This window comes from Rhodococcus sp. 3258 (assembly GCF_031456475.1).
GTDB lineage: Bacteria > Actinomycetota > Actinomycetes > Mycobacteriales > Mycobacteriaceae > Rhodococcoides > Rhodococcoides fascians.
Genome location: NZ_JAVDUT010000010.1, coordinates 73,897 through 89,602 on the forward strand (window position 1 = coordinate 73,897; position 15,706 = coordinate 89,602).

Here is a 15,706-nt window from a genome sequence, read left to right on the forward strand (position 1 = left end):
TCACGCTAGTTGCTGGCGCGGGCCGACCATGAAACACATTTCGACCAAATCGACAGCGGGTCGTTGTAAGAACCTGCCGTCGCGGTACGGATGGACGGACCGCGCGGGCTACGTCAGAGCGGCGGCGACGGCAAGAGCGTGATGCTCGTGCCACGGCTTGGCGATGATCTGTACACCGATCGGCAGACCGCTGCTGGAGGTGGCAACGGGAATCACCACCGAGGGCACCCCGAGGATGCTGATCGCTCGGCTGCTCGCCAACGCCTGCGACCACGACAGAGATGCACCGTCGACCTCGAAGCTCGTCTCACCGAGAGGAGGGGCGAGGATCGATGCAACGGGAAGTATCAGGACGTCGCCCATCGTGGACACCAGCTGGTGCTGCATCTCGGCGCGTCGAGCCCACAGTGCCTCGACGTCTGCGGCCGTGGTGGTTCGGACGGCAGCGAGGATGGCCCGGATGTTGGCGCTGAACTCGGCGGGGCCGTATTGCTCGATGTCCGTTTGGGTTTCGCAGGCCCGCATCTGTGTGAACAGCTCATGAGCGCCGTGTAGTTCGGTGCCCTCGTACGGCGTCACCGATCCGACGATCGGCTCTGTGCGTAGAGCTGCGGCCTCGACGGCAGCGCGGATCTCCGCATCGACCGGAATTGTGCCTTCACCTGTCGCCCAGCGGATATCGAGCTTGCGAGTGTCGACGTCCGCCGGGTCGAGCCACCTGTACTGCGGCTGCGACAGCACGCGCAGCAACAGGATCACGTCGTCGAGAGTGCGGGCCATGGGTCCGATGGTCTGCACGGTGCCGTGCATGGTCGCCGTATTCGTCAGCACTCGGTTGTTGCTCATGACACCGGGATACTGCCCCTCGGAGTCGATTCGGCCCGGTGTCGGCCTGATCGAGCACAGACCGGTGCAGTGCGCGGGCCACCGCACCGAGCCACCGAAATCGGTGCCCAGTCCCACCACGCTCATGCCCGACGCGATGGCCGCCGACTCACCGCCGCTGCTCCCGCCCGGTGACAGCTTCGTGTCGGCGGGGGAGAGCGGGTTGACGGTGTAGCCGAACAGGTCGTTGTGTGTCAGCCCGCTGGCACCGAACTCGGGTGTGTTGGTCTTACCGATCAGGATTGCGCCCTCGGCGCGCATCCGAGTAACGGCGGGAGCGTCGACGCGAGGGACGTTGTCCGCGAGCGCATGTGAACCCGCCGTGGTGCGAACTCCGGCGGTGGCGATCAGGTCCTTGACCGTGAACGGCACTCCGGCGAGGTCGCCGACCCGCTCGCCGCGGGCGATGCGGGCATCGATTCCGTCGGCTGCCAGTAGTGCCGATTCAGCAGCGACGGTGACGATCGCATTCAGCTCGGTGTTGATTCGGTCGATGTGTTCGAGGTGCTGCTCGGTCACCTCGCGTGCGGACACGGTGCCGGCCTGCACTGCTGCCGCGAGTGCGATGGCGTCGGTTCCGATCGAATTGCCCTCAGGCACTGAGTGTCTCCTCGGGTGGTGTCACAGCCCCTTCATCTCCGCGACCCGCAGTGCCAGCGCTACATCCAGGCGCAGAATCGGATCGGTGGTGAACGGGCCGACGATGGACTCCAGCTTGCCGATGCGGTAGCGGAGTGTGTTGTAGTGGAAATGCAAGACGCGGGCGGTCTCTGCGACGTTGCAGTTGGTGTCGAGCAGCGCCTGCAACGTCTGGCGCAGGTCGACGGCATCGGCGTCGTCGCCGGCGAGTGAGCCCAACACCTCGGTTGCGAAGGCCTGCAGCTCGGCTCCGTCGGTGACCAGTGACAGCAGTCGATGCACGCCGAGGCCGTCGAAATGCGCTACCGATCCGTTTCCGCGCATACGGCGTCCTACGACGACTGCTTTGCGGGCTTGATCGTAGGCGCGCGGAATGTCGGCAACGGAGTCGATGACGCGGCTCACGCCCGCGCCGAACGAGTTTCGTCCGCCGCCCTTGTCTCCGGCGACGGAGGCGATCAGATCCTCGACGACGTCCCGTTCGGTGCCGGGTTCGGCCGGCATGAGCGTGACGACCTCGTTGCTGAACCCGACGACGGGCGCCCGTCGATCGCGCCGGCGAACCACCTGCTGCCATGCCGCGGTCAGCCGCTCCTGCGGCAGGCGGCCGGACACGGCCGGCTTCACCGAATTGCTCACGGCAACTTCGGCGATCTCGTCCAATTGGGCCACGATGACGACCATGCTCCGGTCCACGTCCCAGTCGAGCTGGGCGCAGTACTCGATGATCTGTTCGGGGGATTCGGTTGCGCCGTTGAGGACGTCCCGAAGGAAGTCGCCGCGAAACTTGGACTCGACGGCAGAGACCGCGAGCTTCTTGATGACCGCCAACGCCACGACGGTGGCCGCGCGTTCGAGGGACTGCATCGTGACGGGACCGAGTCGCTCGGCGGCCGCCACCGCCACGATCAGTCCGTGGTCGGTGCCGCCCGCGATGATCGGTGCGACGGCAATGCGGTGCCCGCTGTCGCCCGGGACCGGTTGCAGGCCTTCGTGGAGTCGTTCGGTGAGCAGGCGACCGGACGGGTCGAACAGCGGCATCTCTTCCAAAGCCGCGAGATCTGCGTGTGCTCCTGCTGTGGCCTGGACTCGACCGTCCGGAGTGCAGATGAGTACCGTCGCCTCGAACAGCGTGGCGACCTCGTCGGCGATCTGCGGTAGATCGCCGCCTTCGAGCACGATCGAGGTCAGGGCTCGATGCATGCGATCGGCAATATCCAACGCCCACGCCTGCCGGTCGACGAGGTGGGTGAACACCTCGGAGATGACCTCGTCGAAGCCCACATCCCGGCGAATGAGGAAGAGCGGCAGGCCGAGTCGATCTGCTGCCTCGATCATCGCAGCGGGCACGTCTCCGAAGTAGCGTCCTTCTTTGACTCCGAGCGCTGCCGCACCACGTTCGGCAAGTCCTTCGACCAACTCCACCAGGGCACCGGCATCGAACGGGCGGCCCGAATCTGCATGCCGCAGTGGGAAACCCGTCGTCAACAGCAGTTCGTTCGGTTTCACCCACGGCAGGATGTCGGGAACTTCGATGACGTTGACGCGTCGAACCACATTCTCGAGTCCCTGCTCGCCTGCGACAAGAGTGGACCCCGAGAGGCTGGGGAGCGCAAGCAATTCTGCGACGGTGAGCGCGTAACTCGCCGACGCCGGGAAGTCTCGTACTCGTGGCCGAAGCGCACCGACCATGTCATCCATTGTTCAACAATACTGTGTAGGGCATGTCGCGACGGCGGGGGATCAGCCGACGTGCAGTGCCGGCGGGAGAACGCGCTCGACCCACCGCGAGGCCTGCTCGTAGGCATAGGCGAGCTGCAGAACCGCCCGGTCGGCACCGTGCCTGCCGATGATCTGAACACCCATCGGCAGACCGCGATCGTCGAACCCGACCGGGACGGCGGCGGCAGGAACACCGGTCATCGTCCAGGGCACCACCGTTTCCATCCACCGGTGATAGGTGTCCATGGGTCGACCCGCGATGGACTGCGGCCAATGTTGGTCCTTGTCGAACGGGAACACCTGAGCGGTGGGCGCGAGAACGAAGTCGTAGGTCTCGAACAATGTCGTCAGTGCGCTCTGCCAGTCGTTGCGAGCCTGCGCTGCCTTGGTGACATCGAGTGCGGTCAATGCGACGGCATGCTCCATCTCCCACAGCATTTCGGGCTTCATCAGCTCCCTCGTGCGCGGGTTCTCGTACAGATCGGCCATCCCGAGCTGCGCCCACCACCGCCACGTCAGGAACGAGTCCCAGATTTTCGCCGGGTCGTACGACGGCACGGTGCTCTCCACTGCGCAGCCGAGGTCCTCGAAGACGGTGAACGACGACTCGCACAGATCGAGGACACCGGGTTCGGTAGCCAGGTGACCGTTCCAGTCTCCGACCCACGCGATGCGGGCACCGCGGAAGCTGCGTTCGAGAGTGCGGGTGAAGATCTCCGGATCCTCGTCGATTCCGAGGGGCGCGTTGGCATCCGGGCCCGCCATCGTCGACAGCAGATGTGCGACATCGGTGACCGATCGGCCCATCGGTCCGGCGACAGCGCCCTGTGCGATGAAGCCCGGCTCGGGAATGCGTCCCCACGACGGGCGAAAACCGACCACATTGTTGAAGGCTGCGGGGTTGCGCAGCGATCCCATGTAGTCGGTGCCGTCGGCGACGGGCAGCATGCGTAGTGCCAAGGCTGCCGCCGCACCTCCGCTGCTTCCGCCTGCAGTGCGCGAGGTGTCGTAGGGCGAGACGGTGGTTCCGTACACCGGGTTGTACGTCTGAGATCCGAACCCGAATTCCGGTGTGTTGGTCTTGCCGATCACGATGGCACCGGCCGCTTTCACGCGGGCGACGAACAGATCGTCCGCCTCGGCGATGCGATCGGCGAAGATCGGTGACCCCGATGTGAACGGTAGCCCTCGGGCTGCCGACAAGTCCTTCACCGCATGGGGAAATCCGTGCATCCACCCGAGATACTGCCCGTCCGAGAGCTGTCGATCGCGCTCGCCTGCCTCGGCCAGCAGCTCGTCGCGATCACGAAGGGCGACAATGGCATTGACCGTCGGATTGTGTGTCTCGATGTGGTCGAGGTACGCCGTCATGGTCTCGACGCACGAGACTTCGCGGCGCTTGATCTTGCCGCTGAGCTCGACCGCGTCGGACATCAGAAGTTCGGCAGCGGGTCCGACGGTGGTTGCCATGGTGGTTCCTTCGTTCGAGAGAGACGCAGAAGCAGGGAGGGCCGGACGCCGCGCGAACCCGAGACTGTCGGGTTCGCGCGGCGCTGTTCGAGATCGAAACCGGCGTTATCCGAGGTCGACGATCGCGGCGACGGGTCCGCCACCGTCGGGGCCCTGGTGCGCTGCCGAGACCGATACGAAGACCGCTGGGTCGCCGGTCACTGCCGCGGTGACTCCACCGACGCATGCCTTGATCTGGCGGTGCCAGTGGACGTCGGAATCGTCGAGCATGGCGTTGCGTCGTCCACGGACCGTACCGTCCTGGCTTGCTTCGCATTTGAGGAAGACGTTGACGAGCTTGCCGCCGAGATCCTTCGTGTGCGGCCGCTCGGGAAGTTCGAGACCGGCATCCTTGATCGCGTTCCAGATGCCGTCCTGATCGAGCGCGTCGTTCATCACGCTGTGTCCGATGCGGTACCGACCGCCGATTCCGCGAGTGTTACCCACGACGACGATCTGTGCACGGTCCAACTCGACGCCCGAGGAGCACGACGCCACCGAGGAGTACAGCTCACGACTGTGCATGACGTCCTCGTCGGTCGGCATATCGATCTCACCGAGTGCGACAGCGATACCGAGAGCGGTGCCGCCGTTGGACAGGTCCATCGACTCGTGGGTCTGCTCGGTCCAGACGGTCTTGCCGCGGCTCTTGGCGTCACGGATGGTGTGGATCGTCAGCAGTGGGGTCTTGGTCTGCACGTAGTGCACGTCTGCGGGGTCGGTGATGCCGGCGTTGGCCATCGCATCCTTGACTGCCGCAGCCACTTTGGTGATCATCGCGGTGCGGCCGATGTCCTCGGGCATCAACTGCTCGCTCATCGCGACGCCGACCGTCAGGCGCGGCTCCTCGGTCTGCACTGCCTTGTCCGACGGTACGGTCGCGAAGATGGTGGCGTGGGGGCTGATGACTCCGTCGGTGCCACCGGACCAGACGATCGGTACCTCGCCGACATCGTGTGCGCTGCGAGTTCCTTTCGCGGACAACACTTCGCGGAATGCTCGGTCGGCGATGATGCGGGTGTAGTCGTTGACTCCGCCGTTGCCTTCGGTCTTACCGATGACTGCAATGACCCGGTCGGCGTCGAGCACCCCGTCGTCGATGAGCTTCGCCAGCTCGCTGGCATCGGACACGTTGTGGAGCGGGACCTTGCGGACCTCGATTGCGTCGGGCACTGAAATCTCCTTCATCGGGATCTGTGGGTACTGCAGAGTCGGCCGGCGTTCGCGCGGCGGGGGCTCGCCCCACGAACGTTATCGACCGTTGGACCGGGGGTGCACTGGCAAGCTTTGCCCAATCAGTGCACTTTTTTGGTTATCGGACATCCCCAGGTAGCGGTAGCGCTGCAGCCGGGAGGTCGCCAGTTCGGCCGGGTCGGCGGCGAGGAGTACGGCCAACTCGTGTTCGAGCACGGTACCGAGGCGTGACAGGAACGCCGCAGGTTCGTCGGAGGCATCCGGTCGTTCGGCCACGATCCGGTCGATGACGCCGTTACGGAGCAGGTCCAGGCTGCGCACTCCCTGCTCCTCTGCCATCTCGGCTGCGCGGTCGGTGGTGTGGAACTTGATCGCCGATGCACCCTCCGGCGGCAGTGGCGACAGCCAACCGTGTTGGGCACACAGCACCCGATCGGCCGGGAGCAGTGCGAGTGCGCCGCCGCCGGCACCCTGGCCCAGCAGCAGGCAGATCGTCGGTGCCTTCAGTGTCGTGAGTTCGACCAAGCAGCGGGCGATCTCGCCCGCGAGGCCACCCTCTTCGGCCTCCTTGCTCAAGGCGGCACCGGCAGTGTCGATGACGGTGACGAGGGGGAGTTGCAGCTCTTCCGCCAGCCGCATTCCGCGTCGTGCTTCCCGGAGGCCGGCGGGACCCAACGGCTGATCGGCGAAAGTGCGGTCCTGGCCGAGAAGTACACACGCCGAGGCCCCGAACTTGGCAAGGGCCAGAAACAATCCGGGCTCGATCTCACCGGCCCCGGTTCCCTGCAACGTCGTCACCGTGTTCGCTGCCGATCGCACGAGGTGGCGTACTCCCGGCCGTTCCGGCCGTCGAGAACGACGGATGGATTCCCATGCAGGCACATCGTCGAGGTGCTCCAACGGGATGTTCGGAACCGGCGGAGGTGGCTCGTGTGGCGCACACAGAACGGCGAGCGCCGAAATCGCAACCTCACGGAGTTGCTCGGGAGGGACCACCGCGTCGACGAGGCCACGAGCGGCGAGGTTTTCGGCTGTCTGCACTCCCTCGGGAAACTTCTCGCCGTACAGCGCCTGGTATACGCGCGGACCGAGAAAACCCAGCAGCGCACCAGGTTCGGCCGCAGTGACGTGGCCGAGAGAGCCCCACGAGGCAAGTGCTCCACCGGTCGTGGGATGACGGAGGTAGACGGCATAGGCGAGACCCGCCGACTTGTGCGCAGCGATAGCCGCCGAGATCTTGACCATCTGCAAGAAGGCAACCGTGCCCTCCTGCATCCGTGTTCCGCCGGAGGTCGGCGAGGCCAACAGCGGAAGCTGTTCTGCCGTCGCCTTTTCGACGGCCTGTACCAATCGTTCGGCGGCCGCCGTTCCGATGGAACCTGCGAGAAATCCGAATTCGCACAGGACGAGTGCCACTCGCCGCCCCGCGAGGGTGGCTTCGCCGCTCAACACCGACTCGTCGCAGCCGCTCGTTTCGCGGGCCGCGGCCAGCTCGTCGAGATAGCCCTGCTCCGCCGGTCCGTGCACCCCGATCGGGGGAAGGGGGTCGGTGTCCCACCGGACGAAACTGCCGGCGTCGACGACCATCTCGACGAGTTCGAGCGCGCCGAGCCGGGCCGGCGCGCCGGTGCGGGTCATGGCGTCGTCTCGAGCCAGGCGCGGATCGAGTCGCCGTGCTGGTCGAGGGTCGGCGGGGCTGCGTGCGTCGTGCGCATCGCAGCACCCTCGCAATCCTCGTCCATGCGCAGCGGTGGGCCGGGCAACGTGATGGTGCCCAGGGCCGAATGATCGACGTCGATCATCAGTCCTTGCGAACGGGTCTGTTCCCAGGTGTAGACCTCGGCCAGATCACGGACACGTCCGGCCGGTATGCCCAGCTCGCCGAGTAGTCCGAGAAGCTTGTCGGTCGGCCAGTCCGCGAAAACGGCATCGACAGCGGCGATGACTGCCTCTCTGTCGTCGACCCGTTGGGGGTTGGTGGCCCACTCCGGACGGTCCAATCCGAATGCGGGAGCGAAGCGTTGCCACAGTCCCTCGCTGCCGACGGCAATCTGAACCAGCCCCTCGGACGAGTGGAACAGACCGTACGGGCAGATCGACGGGTGATGTCCGCCGGTGGGGCGGGGCACTTCGCCGGCCACGGTGTAGCGAGTGCCTTGAAATGCGTGCACCCCGACGATAGAGGCCAACAGGCTGGTACGCACGACGCGGCCGCGTCCGGTGGTGTTGCGCTCGTGCAGTGCGGCCACGACGCCGTACGCGCCGTTCATTCCGGCGAGCAGATCACCGATGGGAACGCCGACCCGAGTGGGCTCGTCCTTCGACGGCCCGGTCAGGGACATCAATCCTGCTTCGCCCTGAGCGATCTGGTCGTAACCGGGGCGCGTGCCTTCTGGCCCGTCGTGGCCGAAACCGGTGATGGACAGGATCACCAGACGCGGGTTCAGCTCGTGCAATGCCTCCATGCTGTAGCCGAGGCGAGCGAGAACGCCGGGGCGAAAGTTCTCGACGAGCACATCGGCGCGGCGAATCAATGCGGTGAGCGTGTCTCGACCGTCGACAGCTTTCAGGTCCAGTGCAATGGATTCTTTGTTGCGATTGCACGAGAGGAAGTACGTCGAGTGTCGATCGCCCTCGTCGTCGGCGACGAAGGGTGGGCCCCAACTTCGGGTGTCGTCACCGCCGCTGGGTGACTCGACCTTGACCACTCGCGCGCCGAGGTCCCCGAGCATCATCGCGGCATGGGGTCCGGCGAGTGCCCGCGACAGGTCGACGACCAGGCAGTCGGAGAGCGGTCCGACCGTCATCGGATTGCGTTCCGAGACAGGGGAGCGATGTCGGTGTCGAACTCGAATCGATCGTTGCGAAGCGTCATGCGTCCGAGTCAACGTGCCGGTCGCGGCCCCGTCGTGGGCAAAAGTTGCCGACGCTGAGGGGTCGCTTTCGGACAGTTCGAGCGAGCGCGAGCCGTGTGGACGGATGGCCGACGAGGGGCCCATAATCTGCGACCATGGATACCCACGTAGTCGACCATCCCTTGACCGCAGCGCTTTTGACGACGATGCGCGACGTCCGCAGTGACAACGCGACCTTCCGTTCGGCGCTGCGGCAGCTGACACACACGTTGGTGTACGAGGCTTTGCGTGACGCCCCGGTGGACACTTTCGCGGTCGAGACCCCGGTTGCCCGCACCACGGGTGTGCGGTTGGCGAACCCACCTCTGCTGGTTCCTGTTCTCCGGGCAGGGCTGGGCATGGTGGAGCAGGCGAGTGCGCTCATTCCGCGATCCGGTGTGGGATTCATCGGCATGGCACGAGACGAGAAGACACTGCAGCCGGTGCCGTACCTCGAGTCTCTCCCCGCAGATCTCGCCGGCACACCGGTGTTCGTTCTCGACCCGATGTTGGCCACAGGCGGGTCCATGACCGCGACGATCGACTTGCTCGTCGCACGTGGAGCAACCGACGTGGTCGTTGTGTGCGTCGTCGTCACACCCGAAGGCCTTGCTGCGCTGGAGAAGTCAGGACATCCCGTCCGTGTGGTGTGTGCCGCCGTCGATGATGAGCTCAACGATCAAGGCATCATCGTGCCAGGACTGGGGGATGCGGGAGACCGTCAATTCGGGCCTCGGTGACGATCCGACGCAGAGGAGTCGTCGAGGTAGGTGCTGTCGTATCGAAACACCATGTCGTTTCCCGAGCGGGTCAGTAAATCGGGAAGAAGGTGTCTTCCCTGGTAGGCATCGGCTGCATCGACCTCTCGTAGCTCGAGTGCTTGAATCATGTCGGATCCAGCGGTGGCACAAACGATCCGGCGCGCGTGAGCAGTGCGATATCGCACCCCAGAGCATCCGCGACCGCGACCACGCTGTCGAGCTGCACTGTGTTCTTTCCTCCTTCGAGTGCTTGAACGGTGGAACGACTCACCCCGGCGAGCAACGCCAACTCGGCTTGGGTCATGCGCAACTGAAGGCGACGCGCGACGAACGTTTCGGCCAGTTCTCACGAGTGCTTACGGGCTCGTCGTCGCGGTTCCGCCATCATCGCTCCTTGTGCTTGCCCTGGCATGCATATTGGAACTTATCCGAAGGTTCTGCCGACAATGAGCCCCTATGCCTGCTTTAGCAGGCAGAAAATGTGGAAACGTCGTCTCGCAGGGGGAGGGCTCGCTATGCGTGCGTTGGCAAGCGCACTGATGGTCCGAGGTACGCCAATGTGCTGTGGAACGGCCGTCGGTGGCCAGGAACCGTAGGTGTTGGCCCGAAGTCGACTCGCGTGCAGCATCTCGTGCGGCATAGTGGCCTCCATTGTCCGATGCGGTCGAAAGCGGTAATCCTGTGAAGAATTCGGTTAGAACCGGCAGCGACAAATGGGTCGTCGTCGATGTCGAGACCTCGGGTCTGAAGGCATCCCGTGATCGAGTGCTCAGTGTGGCCGCTCTGACGGTCGACGAGGACGGACGTGTCGGACGCGAACTGTCGACTCTGGTCAACCCGGGTTGCGATCCTGGCCCGGTGCACATTCACAAACTGACGCCCGAACGGCTTGCCGGTGCGCCGACGTTCGACATGATCGCTCCGCAACTCATGGATCTGCTGGATGGTCGAACTTTGGTCGCGCACAACGCGAGTTTCGATCACGGGTTCTTGAAGCTCGAATCGATGCGTGCGGGCATCGACATGCCGACGAAGCAACGGTTGTGCACCGTGGCATTGTCGAGGCGACTACAACTCGATACTCCCAACCACAAGCTGTCCACCCTGGCCGCGCACTGGAAAGTGCTGCAGTCCAATGCGCACGACGCCTACGACGATGCCCTAGTGCTGGCGCAGGTGTTCACCCACAGCGCTCGGCTGGCCAGGTCGCTCGAACTTCCCCTTCCAGTCGTCACGTGCACCGAGCGTCTGACGCTGTATCCGGATACCGTTCCTCGCTCACATTGCGCGTGGGAGAACCCAGGTCCACTTGCCGAGGACGGCGGTCTCGTTCAGGGCATGCGAGTCGTGATCAGCGGCGACACGCGAATCCCGCGATTGCGCTTGGCCGCTCAGCTCACGGAAGCCGGACTGGACGTGATGAATTCCGTCAGTCGATTCACGAGTGTGGTGGTGTGTTCGGATCCCACAACGGAAAGCGGAAAAGTCGAAAGGGCGCGCGCCCATGGCCTTCGCATCATCTCGGAGTCGGAATTGCTCGACTTGCTCCGGAATGTGCAGCCAGGAACGCCGAAAGGTATTCGGCCGCAGACCCAGCCGAAACCAGCCGAGCAGCAGCCCGATCCAGTCGTCAAGCCCTGGCAGACAAGAAGGGTCTTGGTCATGGGCGGTTCGCACGCCGAGTCGGTACTCATGCGGTCGCGCCTGATCCAACTCGGTGCGACACCGGCTGTGAATCTCAGCGCCGGCGTGACCGACATCCTGATCTTGGACGGCGGCGATGGAGACCCGCGGATGCCGAAAGTGAAGGAACGGGATCTCACGTTGCTGACACCGGCAGCGATCGACCGAGAACTGAATATCGAAGTTCCCGCGCCGCTCCCTGCTCGGCGGTCCCGAATCGCTCCGTTGGTGCCACGGGGTGGCGTCGTCGACCTCGACCCTGATCAGGCAGTGCTGACGGTCAACAGTTCCTGGCGTGCCGACGACTCCGATCGGGTCGGTGTAGATGTAGTCGCGTTCTTGCTGTCCGACGATGAATCGGTCGCCAGTGACGAGGATTTCGTGTTCTACAACGCTCCGGTCACCTCGGACGGTGCCGTCTCGATGTCGATCGATGGTGACAGCGAACAGGGTGTGCGGATCGACCTTTCACTCGTTCCCGAGGATTGCGTGCGTATCACCGTCGCCGCAGCAATCGACGGTGACCACACATTCGGTGACCTAGGCGCGGTATCGGTGTCGCTCGATGGACTCGATTCGGCGGTCGCGACAGCGGTGCTGGATGCCGCGACCACGGAACGATCGATGCTGCTCGCAGAGATCTACCGCCGCGGGAGTGGCTGGCGCTTCCGGCCGATCGGTCAGGGCTACGACGACGGATTGGCAGAATTGGCGGTGCGGTTCGGCGTGGAGGTCGATGGGTAGTCGCGCTGCGTCGCGTCGACCGGTAACGCGACTCAGCCGTCGAGCGACGTCACCAATGAACGGATCGAGTCGGTGGCCGGACCACGGCCGGCGACGTTGTGCAGAACGTGCCGCCGACGAAAGGCCCTCGAATGAACCGCACCAGCCGACGCATTGCAGTATTGACCGGACTTCTGGCGCTTCCGCTCGCCGCCGGCACCACCATGGGGGCTGCGACCGCCAGTGCCGACGAATGGCATTACGGCCCTGTCTATCGCGCCGAGCAGTCCGGGGAAGGCGCGCAATACTTTTGCAACAAGGCGCTGTCACTCGAGAAGGCGTCGCAGTCGTACATCGTGGTGCCGTGCACCAACGTCGAGAACACCGATACCTGGTACCGAATCGTGGTGAACCCCTACAACTGGGGTTGGAGCGGATAGCCCTACACCAGTTCGATGACCTCCAACGCCCCGTCGGCGTGGGAACTCCGCAGCCTTTTCTTGTCGTATTTGCCGACGCTCGTTTTCGGGACCTCGTCGATGAAGGTCCATCGTTCCGGCAACTGCCAATGCGCGATGCGGCTGTCGAGGAACTCCTTCAATTCCTCGGCCGTCACCGACGCACCCTCGCGGACGACGACAGCGACCAGTGGCCGCTCGTCCCACTTCGGGTCGGGCACACCGATGACCGCGGCCTCACGAACAGCCGGATGTCCCATCACCTGGTTCTCGAGTTCCACCGAGGAGATCCATTCACCGCCGGACTTGATGATGTCCTTGGAGCGATCGGTGAGCCGGAGGTAGCCGTTCTCGGAGATGGTGCCCACGTCACCGGTTCGCAGCCAACCGTCGTCGAACTTGTCGTCCGCGTCAGCGCGGTAGTAGATGCCGGTGATCCACGGGCCACGGACCTCGAGCTCGCCGACGGTCTTGCCGTCCCACGGCAACACCGTTCCGGCGTCGTCGACGAGTCGTGCCCGAACTCCGGCAACGAATCTGCCTTGTGTGCAACGCAAGTCGAACTCGTCCTCCGGCGACAGTCCCGCGTCGGGCCTACCGGAGGTGCCGAGCGGTGACGTCTCGGTCATGCCCCATGCCTGGGAGATGTGCACGCCGTACTTCTCGTGGAATGCCTTCATCAGACTCGGCGGGCATGCGGCACCGCCGACCACCACATCACGCAGACTCGACAGATCCGCTGGATGCTCGTCCAGATGAGCGAGCAGGGCCTGCCAGATCGTCGGGACAGCAGCCGCCGCCGTCGGACGAAGCGTCGACATCATCTCTGCCAACGGAGCCGGCTGCAGAAACCTGTCGGGCATGATCAGTGACGCACCGACCATCAGCGCCGCATACGGGAGCCCCCACGACATCGCGTGGAACATCGGCACGATGGCCAACACCTTGTCGGACTGCGCAATTGCCATCGCGTCGGTCATGCACGCCTGCATCGAATGCAGGTAGATCGAGCGATGCGAGTACACGACCCCTTTGGGATCACCGGTGGTGCCCGATGTGTAACACATTGCGGCAGCTGATCGTTCGTCGAGTTCGGGCCAATCGAACTCCTCCGGGTTGCCCGCCAGCAGGTCCTCGTAGCCGAGCACCTCGATACCGTCGGGTGCAGTGACTTGCGCCGGGTCGACCCCGACGACGACGAGATGTCGCACGGTATCGAACGTCGGCAGCAACGGCGTCAGTAGGGGGAGCAGACTGGCGTCGGCGATGATCACCTGGTCCTCGGCATGATTGACGATGTACGTGAGCTGCTCGGGGAAGAGTCGGATGTTCAGGGTGTGCAGCACTGCGCCCATCGCCGGAATCGCCATGTAGGCCTCCATGTGCGGGGCGTTGTTCCACATGAATGTCGCGACTCGCTGATCGTCGTCGATCCCGATGGACCGCAGGCCATGAGCCAATTGTGCTGCCCGCCTGCCCAACTCCCCGAATGTCACCGTGGTGGGGCCGGTGTCGGTCCACGTGGTGATCTCGGCCGAGGAGTGGATGGACGTCCCGAATCGAACCAGCTGGCCGATGGACAGTGGGGTGTCCTGCATGGTGCTCTTCACGACGATCTCGCTTTCGATGTCCCGGCGCGGCTGCACGTCGTTGTGCTCCGCGTCACAACATGCACACTACGGACTCGACGCGAGGAGGGTGCGTAACTTGGTACTCATGGCCACTACTTCGGATGACGCTCGTGCCCTCGGCGACGAGGCATTCGTTTCGCTCACCACCTTCCGTCGATCCGGTGCGCCGGTATCGACGCCGGTGTGGATCGCCCGAGACGGCGACAACCTGGTCGTCATCACTCCCGCGGAGAGCGGCAAGGTCAAGCGCATCAAGAACTCCGATCGCGTGGAGCTCCGCCCGTGCAGTCGGCGCGGAGCGGTGCCCGATGACGCCGTGGCGGTGACCGGCTCGGCAACCATCGTCACCGGAGACGCCGCCTCGAGACCGACATCGGTACTGAAGAAGAAGTACGGCACCGAGTACCGCATCGTCATGCTTGTCGAACTGATCATTGCTCGACGCCGCAAGCCGCGGGTGATTCTGTCGATCACCACCGACTGAGGTCGGTTCACATCAGGGCAGCATCCACCGCCGCAACGATATCGACCCAGATCTCCGACGTGGGGTCGACGACGGCGAAGTGCCCGCCCGGTCCTTCGACCGAAGCAACGGAATCGGAAGTCGCGGATGCGGCGGCGTAGTACGCGCGGCTGATCTCGAGAAGATTGGGATCGTCGGCCACTGCGGACACCACCAACTGTGGAACGTCGAGGGGCAGTCGAGACATCGGTGACGACTCCTCGTAGATGCGCTGGGCCTCGCCATAGCGGGCCCCGATTGCGTTCGATACCGCACCTTCCCCGAGCCACCGCTCGTCGCCGACTTTCAGGTCGAGCACCCCGGCCAGACTCACCGCCAGGGCAGGGGCCACCCGTTCGCCGACAGAATCGGCCGCAAGCCGCAGGGCCAGTTGGCCTCCCGCGGAATGGCCCACCAGGACGATTCGAGACAGATCCATGGAGGCGGGTGCCGTCTCCAGCGCGGCGAGAGCAGCCGCGACATCTTCGGTAGTCGCATCCCACCCGTGTTCGTCGGGTCGGCGGTATTCGACATTCCAGGTGGCGTAGCCGCGTGCGGTCAGATCGACCGCCATCGCATCCATCAGGTCGAATTCCCACCTCGAACGCCAGTATCCGCCGTGAATCAGTACGGCGACGGGGAACGGGCCATCGCCCTCGGGCACCCGCAGTTCGACGCGTTGCTCGGGGTGATCTCCGTACGTCACGATCGTGCCGGGGTGGAAGCGGTGAAAGTAGACACTGTCGATCGCGAACCTGAGGCCGTCGAGACCGCGGCCTCGGATGTGTGCGCGAATCCCCTCGGATCGATCCGGCGCGCACTGACCGAAGTCGACGCGAACAACGCTGCTGTACAACGACGTATCGACCTGCGCTCCATCGCCGGGAACGACGACAACCTCATTGGAACCGGTTGCAGCGTCGACAATTCCGCCCGAGAGACCGCGGGCGGACAGCGCCCTCGCGACCAGCTCTTGCGCGGTCTGCAGGTCGGCGAACACTCCGGGCGCGGCAACGATATCGATGTGCTTCGAGTCTTCCGTCATGGGTTCACGCTACCCAGACGGCGTCGACCGAGCCCGTGTTCGCCCACGGGCTCGGTCGAA

Annotated in this window: 13 protein-coding genes; 4 read left to right on the forward strand and 9 right to left on the reverse strand. The window is 64.5% G+C overall.

Annotation, left to right across the window (positions count from 1 at the left end; translation table 11 throughout):
• Positions 1-108: 108 nt before the first annotated feature.
• The 6 genes from J2X62_RS22980 to J2X62_RS23005 form a co-directional block, all read right to left on the reverse strand.
• Positions 109-1,485: an amidase gene (locus J2X62_RS22980; RefSeq protein WP_283348369.1), complete on the reverse strand. Its 1,377-nt coding sequence runs from the start codon at positions 1,483-1,485 to the stop codon at positions 109-111.
• Between the two features lie 21 nt (positions 1,486-1,506).
• Positions 1,507-3,225 (reverse strand): PucR family transcriptional regulator ligand-binding domain-containing protein, encoded by a 1,719-nt coding sequence (locus J2X62_RS22985; RefSeq protein ID WP_310183592.1) that lies wholly within the window; start codon positions 3,223-3,225, stop codon positions 1,507-1,509.
• A gap of 42 nt (positions 3,226-3,267) precedes the next feature.
• A complete protein-coding gene (locus J2X62_RS22990) occupies positions 3,268-4,716 on the reverse strand; it encodes an amidase (protein ID WP_310183595.1) in 1,449 nt (482 codons plus the stop codon).
• Between the two features lie 105 nt (positions 4,717-4,821).
• Positions 4,822-5,928, reverse strand: a complete 1,107-nt coding sequence (locus tag J2X62_RS22995) for a ring-opening amidohydrolase (protein WP_310183597.1) — start codon at positions 5,926-5,928, stop codon at positions 4,822-4,824.
• Positions 5,929-6,006: 78 nt separating this feature from the next.
• Complete coding sequence (locus J2X62_RS23000; RefSeq protein WP_310183601.1) at positions 6,007-7,587, reverse strand: carboxyl transferase domain-containing protein; 1,581 nt, start codon at positions 7,585-7,587, stop codon at positions 6,007-6,009.
• Complete coding sequence (locus J2X62_RS23005) at positions 7,584-8,756, reverse strand: CoA transferase (protein WP_310183604.1); 1,173 nt, start codon at positions 8,754-8,756, stop codon at positions 7,584-7,586. Before J2X62_RS23005 ends, J2X62_RS23000 begins: the two co-directional genes overlap by 4 nt.
• Before the next feature lie 203 nt (positions 8,757-8,959).
• Between J2X62_RS23005 and upp the strand changes: the two genes are divergently transcribed.
• Positions 8,960-9,583 carry a uracil phosphoribosyltransferase gene (upp, locus tag J2X62_RS23010; protein ID WP_310183607.1) on the forward strand — a complete coding sequence of 208 codons (624 nt, stop codon included), beginning with the start codon at positions 8,960-8,962 and terminating at the stop codon, positions 9,581-9,583.
• Positions 9,584-9,728: 145 nt separating this feature from the next.
• Here upp and J2X62_RS23015 read toward each other — a convergent pair whose 3' ends face one another.
• Positions 9,729-9,947 carry a helix-turn-helix transcriptional regulator gene (locus J2X62_RS23015; protein WP_290369281.1) on the reverse strand — a complete coding sequence of 73 codons (219 nt, stop codon included), beginning with the start codon at positions 9,945-9,947 and terminating at the stop codon, positions 9,729-9,731.
• Between the two features lie 338 nt (positions 9,948-10,285).
• Here J2X62_RS23015 and J2X62_RS23020 point away from each other — a divergent pair, with 338 nt between their 5' ends.
• The gene (locus J2X62_RS23020) at positions 10,286-12,031 is read left to right on the forward strand and encodes a TerD family protein (RefSeq protein WP_310183611.1); all 1,746 of its coding nucleotides are present in this window, start codon (positions 10,286-10,288) and stop codon (positions 12,029-12,031) included.
• Between the two features lie 131 nt (positions 12,032-12,162).
• Positions 12,163-12,450, forward strand: coding sequence for a hypothetical protein (locus J2X62_RS23025; protein ID WP_310183614.1), 288 nt, complete (start codon positions 12,163-12,165; stop codon positions 12,448-12,450).
• A 2-nt stretch (positions 12,451-12,452) separates the two neighbouring features.
• Here J2X62_RS23025 and J2X62_RS23030 read toward each other — a convergent pair whose 3' ends face one another.
• Entirely contained in the window at positions 12,453-14,078 is a 1,626-nt protein-coding gene (locus J2X62_RS23030) for a long-chain fatty acid--CoA ligase (RefSeq protein ID WP_310183617.1), read from the reverse strand.
• A gap of 106 nt (positions 14,079-14,184) precedes the next feature.
• Between J2X62_RS23030 and J2X62_RS23035 the strand changes: the two genes are divergently transcribed.
• Positions 14,185-14,583, forward strand: a complete 399-nt coding sequence (locus tag J2X62_RS23035) for a PPOX class F420-dependent oxidoreductase (RefSeq protein ID WP_310183620.1) — start codon at positions 14,185-14,187, stop codon at positions 14,581-14,583.
• Positions 14,584-14,590: 7 nt separating this feature from the next.
• Here the strand turns inward: J2X62_RS23035 and J2X62_RS23040 are convergent, their stop codons facing one another.
• Complete coding sequence (locus J2X62_RS23040) at positions 14,591-15,646, reverse strand: alpha/beta hydrolase (protein ID WP_310183623.1); 1,056 nt, start codon at positions 15,644-15,646, stop codon at positions 14,591-14,593.
• Positions 15,647-15,706: the final 60 nt, after the last annotated feature.